This is a genomic window from Pseudomonas sp. P9_35 (genome assembly GCF_034008205.1).
Classification (GTDB): Bacteria; Pseudomonadota; Gammaproteobacteria; order Pseudomonadales; family Pseudomonadaceae; genus Aquipseudomonas; species Aquipseudomonas kilonensis.
In genome coordinates, this window is the sequence record NZ_CP125373.1 from 4,254,076 (window position 1) to 4,266,482 (window position 12,407).

A 12,407-nucleotide genomic window follows, 5' to 3' on the forward strand; every position below is an offset into this window, starting at 1 on the left:
TTTATCGTCAGCATTATGTCGAAGCGAAGCATCTGCCGGTAGGGCTCTCTATTGTCCACCCAAAGCGGACAGTCTTTCGTTTTCTACCTGCTTATTGAACATATGGATAACCATTAACCTTCTTCTGAACCCGGCGAACGGCCCAGCCGTTGCCCACAGACATCAGGAGAATTGACCATGCTGACCCTTCGCAAAGCTTCGGACCGCGGCATTGCCCGCCACGGCTGGCTGACCTCGTTCCACACCTTCTCGTTCGCCAGCTACCGTGACCTCAACGAACAAGGCTTCTCCGACCTGCTGGTCATCAACGATGACCGGGTCGCTGCCGCCAAGGGTTTCGGCCAGCATCCCCACCGGGACATGGAGATCTTTTCCTATGTGCTCGAAGGGGCGCTGGAACACAAGGACACCCTGGGCACAGGCTCGGTCATTCGCCCGGGTGACGTGCAGTTGATGAGCGCCGGCAGCGGCGTGGCCCACAGCGAGTTCAACCATAGCGCGGACGAGCTGGTGCACTTCCTGCAGATCTGGATCGTGCCCAACGTCAGCGGTGCAACACCACGCTACCAACAGGAGCATTTCAGCAGCGAGCAGAAACGCGGTCGCCTGCAATTGATCATCTCCCCCGACGGCACCGACGGCTCGCTCCAGGTGCGCCAGGATGCGCGGGTCTACGCCGGGCTGTTCGATGGCGAGCAAAGCGCCACCCTGACCCTGGCGCCGGAACGCTATGCCTACGTGCACGTGGCCCGAGGCGCTGTCGAGCTCAACGGCATACCGTTACAGGAAGGTGATGGCGTGCGGGTGCGCGAGGAGCAGGTCCTGACCTTCAGTAACGGCCAGGATGCCGAAGTGCTGGTGTTCGATCTGCGGCCGCGGGAACTGCCACAGATGCCATGAAGCAACCGTGACCCCTTGTGGGAGCGAGCCAGCTCCCACAAGGATTATCTTGCGCAATAAGCGAAGAAAGATTCGAAAGTCCTGAATCCATGATCAATAACGTATTTCAGGCGAAAAACATCTAAAAAAAGTCAGGCAACCTGAATAATTCAGGCTTTGATAATGGAGGGTGGTGCATTCGGAAAGATTCACTGGGCCGCCTCAAATGCGTTCGTCCGTTGCCACGAGCCAGGACGACCTATAAAGTTCCTGAAACAACCTTGTTTCTGACCAATGGTCGTTGGATGCTATCCAACGCAAATTGACCCAATGCACGCACCAAGGCAAAATGATTTCATTTTGCCATTGATTCTCCTGACTTGCTTATTCACGGAAGAAAGCATGAAAAACGCTATATCCCTCGCGTTACTCTCTATTGCGTGCAGTGCGGCCGCGGACGTCCAGAACATCAAGTACTTCTACGATGATTCGGATGCGGTGTACTCCATCGTTTCGTTTGTCGACAGCGGTTCAGCCATCCAGGCCACCGTACAAAGATCGGGCACTTACTTCACCAACTACACAAAGCTTGAACTCGACTGCGCCAACCGCAATGTTCGGCACATGGGGATGTACAACAGTCTTTCAGGGGTGGAAAAAGCTCAGTTCGACCAGATGGAAGGGCGAATCATCGACGGCTCGATAGCCGACGAAGTTGGCAAAGTGCTCTGCAACGACACCTCCTTGACCGCTTCGAAAGCCGCGCCACAAACTGAAGACCTGCCCACCGAAACACAAACAGACGATAACACCTGACTTGTATTCGTCGCGCAGGAACTGTGTGGGAGTAAAGCTTGCCCCCACATAGCTCCTGCGCTACGGCGCGGCAACGCCCTCTCCCCCCAAAAAACTCATCTCTGATCTGCCCGCATCTTCATCGCACGGTTTGCTTGCGCTCCGATTTCGAGCGATAGCTACCAGGCGGCACACCAAAAAAATCCCGGAAACGACGCTGGAAGTGCGGGGAGCTGACGAAGCCCGTCGCCACGGCGATTTCGGTCACGGATCGATTGGTTTGCTGGATGAGCTGGCGGGCACGCGTCAAGCGCAGTTCCAGGTAATAGCGCGTGGGGGTCGCACCAAGAAAACTGCAGAACCGCCGCTCCAACTGCCGCTTGGAAATCTTGACGCACGCCGCCAGCTCATCGATGGTCAACGGCTCTTCTACGTTTTGCCACATCAGTTCCAGAGCCAGCTTGAGGCTTTCCGGCAACGTCGGGTCAGTCTCGACGAAGACCGGCGGCAAGTCCGTCGCATCATCGCCGGACTCGTCACAGCGAAGAATTTCCTCGATGGCGCCCACGAGCGCCGCCCCGCCCGTCTGGCGAATCAATTGGAGCATCATGCGCAGCGAACTGTTGGCACCCGCGCAACTGACCCGCTCCCGATCAACCACATAGGCCCGGCTGGACACCTTCACATGAGGAAACACCTCCGCCATCATGGCGCGGCTTTCCGGGTGGACAGCGCATTCGAAACCGTCCAGCAGATTGGCATCGGCCACGAAAAAGGCACCGTTCCACAACCCGCCCAGGATCGCCCCGCACGCCCCATGGGCGCGGAGCTTGCGGCGCAGCAAGGGATGGCCTTGCAACTTCACGCGAAAGCCCCCGGCGACAATCAGCACGTCCTGGTTTTCCGGCATCTGCGCCAGTTCGATGTCGGTCGAGATGACAATGCCCAGGTCGCTCGTGACTTGCCCACCTGAAACCCCCACCGTCAGCACCTCGTAGAGGGGCATGTCGCTCATCAGGTTGGCGGTCACCAGCGCATCCACCGCACCGGTGAAGGACATCATCGAGAAATTATCCATCAATACAAACGCGACGCGGATCGGCGCCTGGCTGGCTGGCGCCGCGCCGAGCGGGCGATAAGCCATGTTCTTGTTCTTGAGTACGCTCTCGAATGCGCTTGGCATAGGGCCTCGTTTATACATTAAAGACGATGAGGATTTGCTGCACGAGAGTGCCTTGAACCCCAGGGCGAAGGCGCAGGGCAAACCACGCTATCTTCCAGACTAGTGAAGCCGGCTGCAATCGCGCCTGCGCCGTCTACCGATCATCCCGCGCCAAAATGGCAAGCCTCAAGTGCCTACAACTTTGGTCGATACACTGGCAGTAGGCATGGGCGCTTTTCCCTTCCAGAGACTCGCAACGCCAACCACTGCTGTTTCCGCCGTTCCAACACTTAAAATATTCCGCGGGAGAAGTCATGAATATCAAACAGAAGCTGACATGGGCGTTCGCGGCCATCGCCTGCCTTCCGGTTATCCTGGTGGCGGTGCTTGTCGTGCTGAACCTGCGCGACGCCGCAAAAGCCAACTTCCTGGACAGCAGCGGTCGTGAAATCCGTCAGATCGACAACGGCATGAAGCAGTTTTTCGATGGCATCAGCCAGAACGTCGAACTCTTCGCCAGGGATCCGCGGGTCATCGCCGCCAAGGGCTTGAAAAACTATTCCAGCGCCGACGCCGCACAAGCCCCCTTCCCTGAGATCAATCAACAGCTTCTGGAGATCTTCGAAAGATTCGCCAAGAGCCATCCAACCACCGCCTATCTTTCCGTGGGCATGGATGACGGCGGCTACGCGAGCTGGCCGGACGATCCCAAAATGGCCAAGTACGATCCGCGCGTGCGTCCATGGTACAAGGCCGCCATGGCCGCACCGGGCACGACTGTGCGCACAGATGCCTATTACTGGGCGCCGGATGATGTGTCGCTGATCGGCACCGTACAAACTGTCGCTGACGCCAGCGGTAAATTGGTGGGTGTTGTTTGCCTGGACGTGTCGCTCAAGCAGCTCACCGAACTGGTCAAGAACATCAAGCTGGGTGAAAGCGGCTACCTGATGCTGGTCGAAGCCAACGGCAACGTCCTGGTGGATGCTGCCGATGCCAAGCACAACTTCAAGCCGTTGGCCGACTTGGGCCCCAACTATGCCGCGCTGGCCAAAAGCAGCGATGGTGTGACCCAGATCGAAATCGACGGTGTGCCCTACATGGCCAACGTGGTCAGCTCCAAAGGGTTGGGCTGGCGCTTCATCGGCCTGATCAAACGCGATGAAGTGATGGCCGAGGCTTCGAGCCTGACTTGGCTGATCGCCGCCATTGCTGCCGTACTGGCTGTGGTGTTCGCTTTGGTAGGCGCCAGTTTCGCCAGCGTGATCGTGCGGCCGATTCGCGGTGTTGCCAACGGCCTGCAGGAAATCGCCGAAGGTGAAGGCGACCTCACTCGCAAGCTCTCGGTGCAAGGCAAGGACGAAACGGCGACCCTGGCGGGCTGGTTCAACCAGTTCCTGGGCATGATCGCGCAACTGATGCAGCGCATCGGCAACGCCTCTTCCGACCTGCAAACTGCCGCAGCCGATACCAGCCACGTGGCCCAGAACATGAACGACGCTGCCGGGCGCCAGCGCCAGGCCGTGGAACTGGTGAGCACCGCGTTCAACGAAATGGTCGCCACCGCCAACGAAGTGGCCCGTTCCTGCAGCCAGGCCGCCTCCAGCGCGGACGAAGGCTATCGCGACGTACACGATGGCCAGCATCACATCGGCGAAGCCACCGGCAGCGTGATGAAACTGAGCGACGACCTGCAAAAGTCGACCCAGACCATGCAGGCGCTGGAGCAGGACAGCAAGAACATCAACACCATCCTCGACACCATCCGTTCGATCGCCGAACAGACCAACCTGTTGGCTCTGAACGCCGCCATCGAAGCTGCACGGGCCGGCGATCAAGGTCGCGGGTTTGCCGTAGTCGCCGATGAGGTCCGAGCGCTGGCCCGGCGTACCGCCGATTCCACCGGCGAGATCGACAGCCTGCTAGGCAACCTTGCTCGGCGCACCCAGGAAGTCACCCAGCAGATGCAAAGCAGCCTGCAGGTGTCGCAAACCAGCGTGGAACGCATCCAACAGGCCCGCGACAGCTTCGACAAGATCCGCAACTCGGTAGACTCGATTCGCGACCAGAACACCCAGATCGCCACAGCGGCAGAGGAGCAGCACCAGGTGGCCGAAGACATCAACCGGCACATCGCGCAGATCCATGCCGATGCCCAGTTGGTCGAGGAATTCGCCCACTCGGCGCAGACTGGCTCGGGGCGTCTGACGGATATTTCCGGTCAGCTCAAGGGTTTGGTGGGACGCTTCAAGTTCTAAACCGGGCTGACGTCCGCTGAAGACCAAATGTGGGAGCGAGCTTGCTCGCGAATGCGTTGTCACAGCCAATGAATATGCTGGATGTGCCGACCTCTTCGCGAGCAAGCTCGCTCCCGCAGGGAATCTGGGGTGTTCGACGCAGGCCCCTTGTGGGAGCGAGCCTGCTCGCGATGGCGGCGGCACAGTCAATATTGATGCAAGCTGACCCACCGCTTTCGCGAGCAGGCTCGCTCCCACAGGGAATATGCGCTCGATGGAAACAGGCCGCTTTGCTCAGGAACTAATAGCCAGATCGTTGAGTATCTGCCAGACCACTACCCTTTCGCTTTGATCGCATACATCCCACCCGCAATCACCAGGCACGCACCCACCACCGTCCAGGTGTCTGGCAGCTCGCCGAATACCAACAGGCCAATCAGCGTGGCAAACACCAGCAGCGCGTAGTTGAACGGCTGGAGTGTGGCCGCCGTTGCAAACTTCAGTGCCTGGAGAAATAACAGCTGGGCCACCACGCCTGTCGTGGAAAGCACCGCAATCAGGCCCCATTGCATCGGGCTCGGCGCCACCCATCCGGGAAGGCCCAACAACGTGATGGTGATCGCGCCAAAAAAGCCCATGTAAAGCATGTTCGTGGCGAACGAATCGTGTTGGCTGATCCGACGGGTCAGTACGCTGAAGACAGCGAACCCCAAGGCAGACAAAAGCGGGATCAGTGCTACAAGCTCGAAAACACCGGTGCCAGGCCGAAGGATAACCAGCGTCCCCGTGAAGCCTATGGCCGCGGCAACCCATCGACGCACACCGATGAACTCACCCAGAAATACCCCAGCCAACGCCAGAGTCATCAACGGGAACACCGCATACAGGGCATGCATTTCCGCCAGCCCCAGATAGCGCAACCCCAATCCAAACAAGACAATTTCGCCCACCCCAATCAGGGCACGGATGACCTGCTGGTAAGGATGACGGCTTCGGCACGCGGTCCGCAGGCTTCCCTGGTAGACGCTATAACCGACAGCAAAAGCCAGGAATACCCAATAACGCATCATCACCAACTGCGCGACCGGGAGGTCTTTGACCAGCACCTTGGTGATCCCATCCTGGCTGGCAAACACCAGCATGGAGAGCAGGCACAAGAGAATGCCGAACTGGGGCCGGGGTACATCGTAAGCAGGTGCCGCACTGTCCAACTGATTACTCATAGACCATTCCATCTGAAGGAGACTGCGGCTTCGTGATGACAGACATCATTCACGCCCGGCACACCATTCACATAATCGTAAGTCCAGGCCCATCGTCAGGCGAGGTCAGATTCGAGAGCGATCAATGGCTCAAGAGCAACCTTGAGTACATCGATTTTATCAGCGGACAAACGCGCCAAGGGACGACGTGGATTTCCCGCCCCATAGCCAGTGATCTCGGCAGCGGCGTAGACCGACTGCACATAATCACCCTGCCAGATCAACGACATCACCGGCTCGATCGACCGCCAGATCTCCCGGGCAAGTGCCCAGTCCCGCTTCATGGCGGCATCCACCACGGCAACGCACGATCGCGGCGCCATGTTCGCCCCACCCCAGATCAGGCCTGCGGCACCGGCGAAGAGCGCGTAGGGCGCCAGCGGATCGGCGCCATTCATCGTCGGCAGACCTGTGCGGATCAGCGAGGCTTGGGCGGCGAGATCACCACTGCTGTCCTTGATCGACACGAAGTTCGGAATCTCGCTCAACTGGCGAAACAACGACGGGGTCACTTCTACCCCCACCGCCTGAGGCACGTTGTAGCCGATGATTGGCAACCCGGCTTCAGACACTGTGGAATAGAAATCGACGATGCCCTGGTCGTCAGTTGGGCCTTCGAAAAACGGTGGCAGCACCATGACGCCATCGGCGCCACATTCAGCCGCATGGCGGGTGCGCTGCACCACCTCGTCCGCTAACAAGGCAGACGTTTGCACGATGACGCGAGCACGCCCATTGATGACTTTCGCGCCAAAGGCAACCAGTTGCCTGGATTCTTCCTGGCTCAGGTAGACATGCATGCCGGTTCCGGAACTCAGGACAAAGCCCTGCACGCCGGCAGCGAGATAGCGCTCGAGCAAGGTCTCGAAGCGTGGATAGTCGATCTTGCCTTGGGCATCGAACGGTGTGGTAACGGCCAGGTTGAGGCCGGAAAAAGCGAATGCGGACATTGGATCGAGCCCCCTTTATTCTTCTTGATCGGACGCACCCACAGCCCTTCCCGGGCTGTTTGCACGCAGTCGCCATGGCCAACGCAGAAAGCGCCGGCCATCGTTGCAAGAAAATCAATCCACCGATGTGAGTGGAATCTGGGCCTGGAGGCGCGTCAGCAGGGTTTCGCAGTACCAATCGTCAAACTGGCAGACACCATTTTCCGCAATGTCCGAAAAAGGTCCCGGCTCGTAAGACGGTGAGGTCACACCGGCCTGCGTTCCTTCCACCAAACGACGGTCTTGATCGTTGGTGGCCAGCCAAACCTTCGTCAGCCGGTCAATCTCGTAGTCAACACCTTCAACAGCGGTATTGGGCACAAGCCATTTGGTGGTCACAAGCGTTTCGCCAGGCCCGATCGGGAGTACCCGGAAGCTCAATGCGTGATCGCCGAGAAAGTGGTTCCAGGTGGACGGGTAGTTAAAGTAGAGCAAGGCGCCAATATCCGGCTCGCCGCTTTTATCCAGGCGCCCCGCAACAGCCGGTTTACCGTCCATGGTGTAACTCACGGCACCCGCGGAAAGGGGGATGCGCGTCATACGAAAACGGCCCTTCGGGTCCATGACAAGCTTGCTGGGCATACCGGCGATTTCGCAGCGATTCCAGTGGGCGGTCAGTTCCGGATCATCTTCGCCCCCGACGCCTGCCACCGAAAGGTTCTCGACAAAAGAGTTCATCAACTCGGGATGGGTACCGTCACAGTGGAAACACTCGCGGTTGTTTTCAAACACGAGCTTCCAGTTACCTTTTTCCACGAGGTTGGACTCGAAAGCCACCTTGCAGTTATCCAGGAAATGGGGGGCGATGAAAGGGCTTACAGAATTCCTGAAACTTTCGAACTCAGGCGCCTCGTCAGCGACGCAGACATAAATGTAGGCATGAACAATTTCACAGTGAACAGGTTTCAGGTTGTATTGAGACCTGTCGAAATCGGCCCCCATATTACCGGCGAACAAAAGACTGCCGTCCAGTTCGAAAGTCCATTTATGATAAGGACAAACTAATTTTGCGACTTTGCCTTGGGCGTGCTCACAAACTTTAGAGCCACGATGACGACAAGCATTGTGGAAAGCCCGGACTTGGCCACTTTTATCCCTGATGATTAAGACTGGATAATCACCAATCTGCAAGGTCAAGTATTGCCCGGGCTTTTCAAGTTCAAAAGTATGCCCGGCAAAAATCCAATCCTTGTGCCAAATCTGCTCAAGATCCTGACGAAAAACCTCAGGTTCAATATACAGTTCACGGGGAAGCGCGTGGCGCGCCTTACGCTTTTGAATCAGGTCGATCACGGATGCCTTGGTATTCATTATTATCCTCTACGCATCAACCTGACGGTTAATGGCAAGTACGCCCAGAAAACGGTGTCATGGCCAACGAATCCTGCGCGGAAAACCGTCCAACGCAACCGCTGAATACGCATGTTTTAGCCATGTTTAACACAAAGGGTACGACAGCCTATCCAGTTGGCAAAACTACATTTTCGTCGCTCAACTGATAACTTAACGTTATGACCCACTGAATCCAGACAATACTTTGCTTACCATTACCACCGACCGAGCAGACTTAAATACTCATACGCTCCACCTGGAAAACTTCGAAAGAATCCAGTCCCGCACTCTCCGACAGGCATCTTCGTATTCAGTCCTTTCATTACAGGCCACATAATGAAGACTGTTTCGAAGCGTCACCTGATGCTCGACGGGACGAACGAGCTGCCCTCTCTCGACCATTGCGCCGACAAGCTGGTTCCAGCCCAGTGCAACGCCTTGATGAGTCAAGACCATGTTCATGATGAGGTTGTAATCATTGGCATGAAAAATGGGCGGGCAGTCGGCAGGACGCTCATCGATATCAACGTTCAGAAACGCCAGCCACACCCCCCAGTCCACATGCTCAGCCACGCCCGACCGTCCATAGGGACTTAGATTGAGTAGCGAAGAATCGCGCACCCCTTCAAGCGAGGTCAGTTCGGGATGCATATCCAAAAACGCCGGCGAGCACACCGGGTAGATAATATCGTGGCACAACTGATAACTCTTATACCCATCCCCCACCTTGCTAATCTTTGAGATGATGATGTCCGGTTCTATGCCAGGCTCCATATTCACAAAGTTTTGAGTGGTGATCAGGTTGAACTCAATATCCGGGTTAGTCGCCCGAAACTCTGGAAGATGTTCGGACAGCCATAATGCAGAGAATGCGGGTGAACAACAAACCGTCAGTATATGTTTCTGCGTCGGAGCGGTACGAATCCTTTCGGCCGCCTGTGCAATATTAACGAACGACAGTTGCGCCGCTTCAAAAAAAATTTTTCCTTCGGCGGTTAGTTCTACCGTGCGCCCGGCACGCATAAACAACTGAGCGCCCAACGACTCCTCAAGCTCTCGAATCTGACGACTGATCGCTGCTTGCGATACACACAGTGCCTCCGCCGCCCGAGTGAAGCTTTCATATTTAGCGGCGGCGACGAATGCTCGGACAGCCCGAAGGGAAGGCATTCTTAGCAGTAATGTATCGGGGTCAACGTGTCTGCTGAGCATGGTAAGCCCTCATACTCCTATCATCCGCGAAAGCGGCGGAGCGTAACCCAATAGCCTAGCCCAGGCCATACAAAAGCGTCGTGATTGCACCAAGACGGTCGTTTCGGCGGGCCTCGATAACGTTAGGTTATCCATAAAGCCCTGTAAATGTTGTTGGATTTAAGATCGGGATACTTATAGATTGAAAAAAAGCCCGAGCCCAAGGGCAAACAATAAAAAACAGGTACGTGTCATGCGCAGATCTATCTCTTATTACTGCCCGCCTAAATTACCAACGCTCGAGCTCAATTCGATTTCGTGTGCTTGTAGCGTTACACGCAAAGGAGGGACGCGATGACTAGTCCAGACGAAATCATTTCTGTTAAGAACGTTTTTAAAATATTTGGTGCACAGCCAGAAACGGCGATGAAAATGCTCGCCGCCGGGGCAAGCAAAAAAGAAGTCTTTGAGAAAACCGGCCAAGTTATTGGTGTTTTCGACGCCAGCTTCGCGGTCAAGCGTGGCGAAATCTTTGTGATCATGGGGCTCTCAGGTTCTGGGAAGTCGACGATGGTGCGATTGTTCAACCGTCTTATCGAGCCCACGTCAGGCAGTATTTACCTGAACGGTCGCGAAATTACCGGGCTGGCTGATAAAGCCCTCCTTGATGTCCGCCGCAAAGAGATGGGCATGGTGTTCCAATCCTTTGCCTTGATGCCGCACATGAGCGTCCTGGAAAACACCGCCTTTGGCCTGGAGATTTCCGGCATCAGTGAAAAGGAACGTCATTGCCGTGCCAGGGAAGCCCTCGCCCAAGTCGGTCTTGCCGGGCAGGAGCACAGTTATCCGCATCAACTTTCCGGCGGCATGCAGCAACGGGTGGGCCTGGCCCGAGCGCTGGCCAACGACCCGACCATCTTGCTGATGGACGAAGCCTTTTCCGCCCTTGACCCCCTTATCCGCAGCGAGATGCAGGGAGAACTCATTCGCCTGCAAGCCGAGCAAAAGCGGACCATCATCTTCATTTCCCACGACATCGAGGAAGCCGTTCGTATCGGTCATCGCATCGCGATCATGGAGGGCGGCCAGGTGGTACAGATCGGCACACCTCAAGAATTGATCAGTCAACCGGCCAATGACTATGTACGCACGTTCTTCAAAGGCTTCGACAGCTCCCGGATTCTCAAGGCCGGTGATGTGGCCAGGCTTGATCCGGAGTCGGTTCGTAAAGCGAATGGCCAAGCCCCGCATTTCAAGGCCGGCCTACCGTTTGGTTATTTGATCGACGAACTGGGGCAGCTCCTCGGAGTCGTCGATATCGATACCAGCGGCGCGGGTGGCAGCACCCACTACACCCAACACAAACAGCAGCCCGTGTTTACCGATACCCCCCTGCACGAAGTACTGGAGATTGCGGCCAACCTGCCGTACCCGGTCCCTGTACTCGACCGTTCGGGCGCACTTACCGGGACCCTGTCAAAGAGCGAGTTACTGCAAACGCTGAGCCGCCATTAATACAGGCGCGTCCCTGACCTGAAGTACCTGCGGCCTTCATAACGCCGCTGCGGTGATGATGAAGAGGTAAGCCCCGATGTCCGATTTCAGTTTTCTCGACCCGTTTCAAGCCCTCACTATTCCATTGGGTGATTGGGTGGAAAGCACCCTCAATTTTCTGGTGCACAACTTTCGCGATGTGTTCCGCGCCATCCGCTGGCCGATTGACCAAGTACTGAACGGCGTCGAATACACGCTGCAAAGCATTCCACCCAGCATCGGGATCCTCCTGTCTTCATTGCTGGGATGGCAGCTAGCCGGCAAACGCATGGCGTTGCTGTGCTTTGTGACGCTCACGCTGCTGGGCCTTATCGGTGTCTGGTCCGAGTCGATGACCACCCTGGCGCTCGTACTGACGTCGGTGCTCTTTTGCGCCCTGCTGGGTATACCCCTGGGTATTCTCTGCGCCCGCAGTGACAATTTGGAAAAGGTCCTGCGGCCCGTACTCGATGCCATGCAGACATTGCCGGCGTTCGTTTATCTCGTGCCTGTCGTCATGCTGTTCGGCATCGGCAACGTGCCGGGCATCCTGGTGACCATTGTCTTCGCCCTTCCCCCTCTGGTGCGCCTGACGAACCTGGGCATCCGCCAGGTACCGGAGGACAAAATAGAAGCCGCCCGCGCTTTTGGCTGCACACCGCGGCAGATGCTGACCCGCGTTCAGTTGCCACTGGCGACGCCAACCATTATGGCGGGACTCAATCAGACCCTGATGCTCTCGCTGTCGATGGTGGTCATCGCTTCGATGATCTCGGTGGGCGGCCTTGGCCAAATGGTCCTGCGCGGCATCGGCCGCCTGGACATGGGCTTGGCCACGGTCGGCGGGACTGGCTTGGTGCTGCTCGCCATCTTCCTTGACCGTTTGACCCAAGCCATGGGCGCGCGCACCGGAGCCGATCCGAGCCTGCGCTGGTATCACACCGGTCCCGTAGGCCTTCTGCTGCGCCTGTTTGGCACGAGACAGCCCGGGGGACGGAGCAAGACCGCTTGAACCTTCCTATTCGAA

At 57.0% G+C, this 12,407-nt stretch carries 10 protein-coding genes and 1 pseudogene; 6 read left to right on the forward strand and 5 right to left on the reverse strand.

The features are described from left to right. Positions 1-177: 177 nt before the first annotated feature. Positions 178-900: a pirin family protein gene (locus QMK47_RS18595; RefSeq protein ID WP_253476274.1), complete on the forward strand. Its 723-nt coding sequence runs from the start codon at positions 178-180 to the stop codon at positions 898-900. A 381-nt stretch (positions 901-1,281) separates the two neighbouring features. After that, a complete protein-coding gene (locus QMK47_RS18600; protein WP_253476276.1) occupies positions 1,282-1,695 on the forward strand; it encodes a hypothetical protein in 414 nt (137 codons plus the stop codon). Positions 1,696-1,813: 118 nt separating this feature from the next. Here the strand turns inward: QMK47_RS18600 and QMK47_RS18605 are convergent, their stop codons facing one another. Continuing rightward, positions 1,814-2,857 carry a GlxA family transcriptional regulator gene (locus QMK47_RS18605; protein WP_214512787.1) on the reverse strand — a complete coding sequence of 348 codons (1,044 nt, stop codon included), beginning with the start codon at positions 2,855-2,857 and terminating at the stop codon, positions 1,814-1,816. A gap of 293 nt (positions 2,858-3,150) precedes the next feature. On the opposite strand from QMK47_RS18605, the pseudogene QMK47_RS28775 reads away from it, so the two are divergent. Beyond that, a pseudogene (locus QMK47_RS28775) lies at positions 3,151-4,233 on the forward strand (cache domain-containing protein); the annotation flags it as partial. A 93-nt stretch (positions 4,234-4,326) separates the two neighbouring features. Beyond that, a complete protein-coding gene (locus QMK47_RS28780; protein ID WP_371914652.1) occupies positions 4,327-5,094 on the forward strand; it encodes a methyl-accepting chemotaxis protein in 768 nt (255 codons plus the stop codon). Between the two features lie 314 nt (positions 5,095-5,408). On the opposite strand, the gene QMK47_RS18615 is transcribed toward QMK47_RS28780, so the two are convergent. The 4 genes from QMK47_RS18615 to QMK47_RS18630 form a co-directional block, all read right to left on the reverse strand. Next, positions 5,409-6,284, reverse strand: coding sequence for a DMT family transporter (locus QMK47_RS18615; protein ID WP_320389010.1), 876 nt, complete (start codon positions 6,282-6,284; stop codon positions 5,409-5,411). A gap of 107 nt (positions 6,285-6,391) precedes the next feature. Beyond that, positions 6,392-7,285, reverse strand: a complete 894-nt coding sequence (locus QMK47_RS18620) for a dihydrodipicolinate synthase family protein (RefSeq protein ID WP_320389012.1) — start codon at positions 7,283-7,285, stop codon at positions 6,392-6,394. A gap of 114 nt (positions 7,286-7,399) precedes the next feature. Then, entirely contained in the window at positions 7,400-8,635 is a 1,236-nt protein-coding gene (locus tag QMK47_RS18625) for an aromatic ring-hydroxylating dioxygenase subunit alpha (protein ID WP_320389014.1), read from the reverse strand. A 264-nt stretch (positions 8,636-8,899) separates the two neighbouring features. Beyond that, positions 8,900-9,868 carry a LysR family transcriptional regulator gene (locus tag QMK47_RS18630; RefSeq protein WP_214512792.1) on the reverse strand — a complete coding sequence of 323 codons (969 nt, stop codon included), beginning with the start codon at positions 9,866-9,868 and terminating at the stop codon, positions 8,900-8,902. Positions 9,869-10,201: 333 nt separating this feature from the next. Between QMK47_RS18630 and QMK47_RS18635 the strand changes: the two genes are divergently transcribed. Together QMK47_RS18635 and proW are read left to right on the forward strand one after the other, a co-directional pair. After that, on the forward strand, positions 10,202-11,362 hold the full coding sequence (locus tag QMK47_RS18635; RefSeq protein WP_320389015.1) for a glycine betaine/L-proline ABC transporter ATP-binding protein: 1,161 nt from the start codon (positions 10,202-10,204) through the stop codon (positions 11,360-11,362). A gap of 76 nt (positions 11,363-11,438) precedes the next feature. Beyond that, on the forward strand, positions 11,439-12,392 hold the full coding sequence (gene proW / locus QMK47_RS18640) for a glycine betaine/L-proline ABC transporter permease ProW (RefSeq protein WP_320389017.1): 954 nt from the start codon (positions 11,439-11,441) through the stop codon (positions 12,390-12,392). The last annotated feature ends 15 nt before the right edge of the window (positions 12,393-12,407 follow it).

Coding starts and splice junctions, on each gene's coding strand:
- QMK47_RS18595 (WP_253476274.1), top strand. CDS start 178: ATGCTGACCCTTCGCAAAGCTTCGGACCGCGGCATTGCCCGCCACGGC.
- QMK47_RS18600 (WP_253476276.1), top strand. CDS start 1,282: ATGAAAAACGCTATATCCCTCGCGTTACTCTCTATTGCGTGCAGTGCG.
- QMK47_RS18605 (WP_214512787.1), bottom strand. CDS start 2,857: ATGCCAAGCGCATTCGAGAGCGTACTCAAGAACAAGAACATGGCTTAT.
- QMK47_RS28780 (WP_371914652.1), top strand. CDS start 4,327: ATGAACGACGCTGCCGGGCGCCAGCGCCAGGCCGTGGAACTGGTGAGC.
- QMK47_RS18620 (WP_320389012.1), bottom strand. CDS start 7,285: ATGTCCGCATTCGCTTTTTCCGGCCTCAACCTGGCCGTTACCACACCG.
- QMK47_RS18625 (WP_320389014.1), bottom strand. CDS start 8,635: ATGAATACCAAGGCATCCGTGATCGACCTGATTCAAAAGCGTAAGGCG.
- QMK47_RS18630 (WP_214512792.1), bottom strand. CDS start 9,868: ATGCTCAGCAGACACGTTGACCCCGATACATTACTGCTAAGAATGCCT.
- QMK47_RS18635 (WP_320389015.1), top strand. CDS start 10,202: ATGACTAGTCCAGACGAAATCATTTCTGTTAAGAACGTTTTTAAAATA.
- proW (WP_320389017.1), top strand. CDS start 11,439: ATGTCCGATTTCAGTTTTCTCGACCCGTTTCAAGCCCTCACTATTCCA.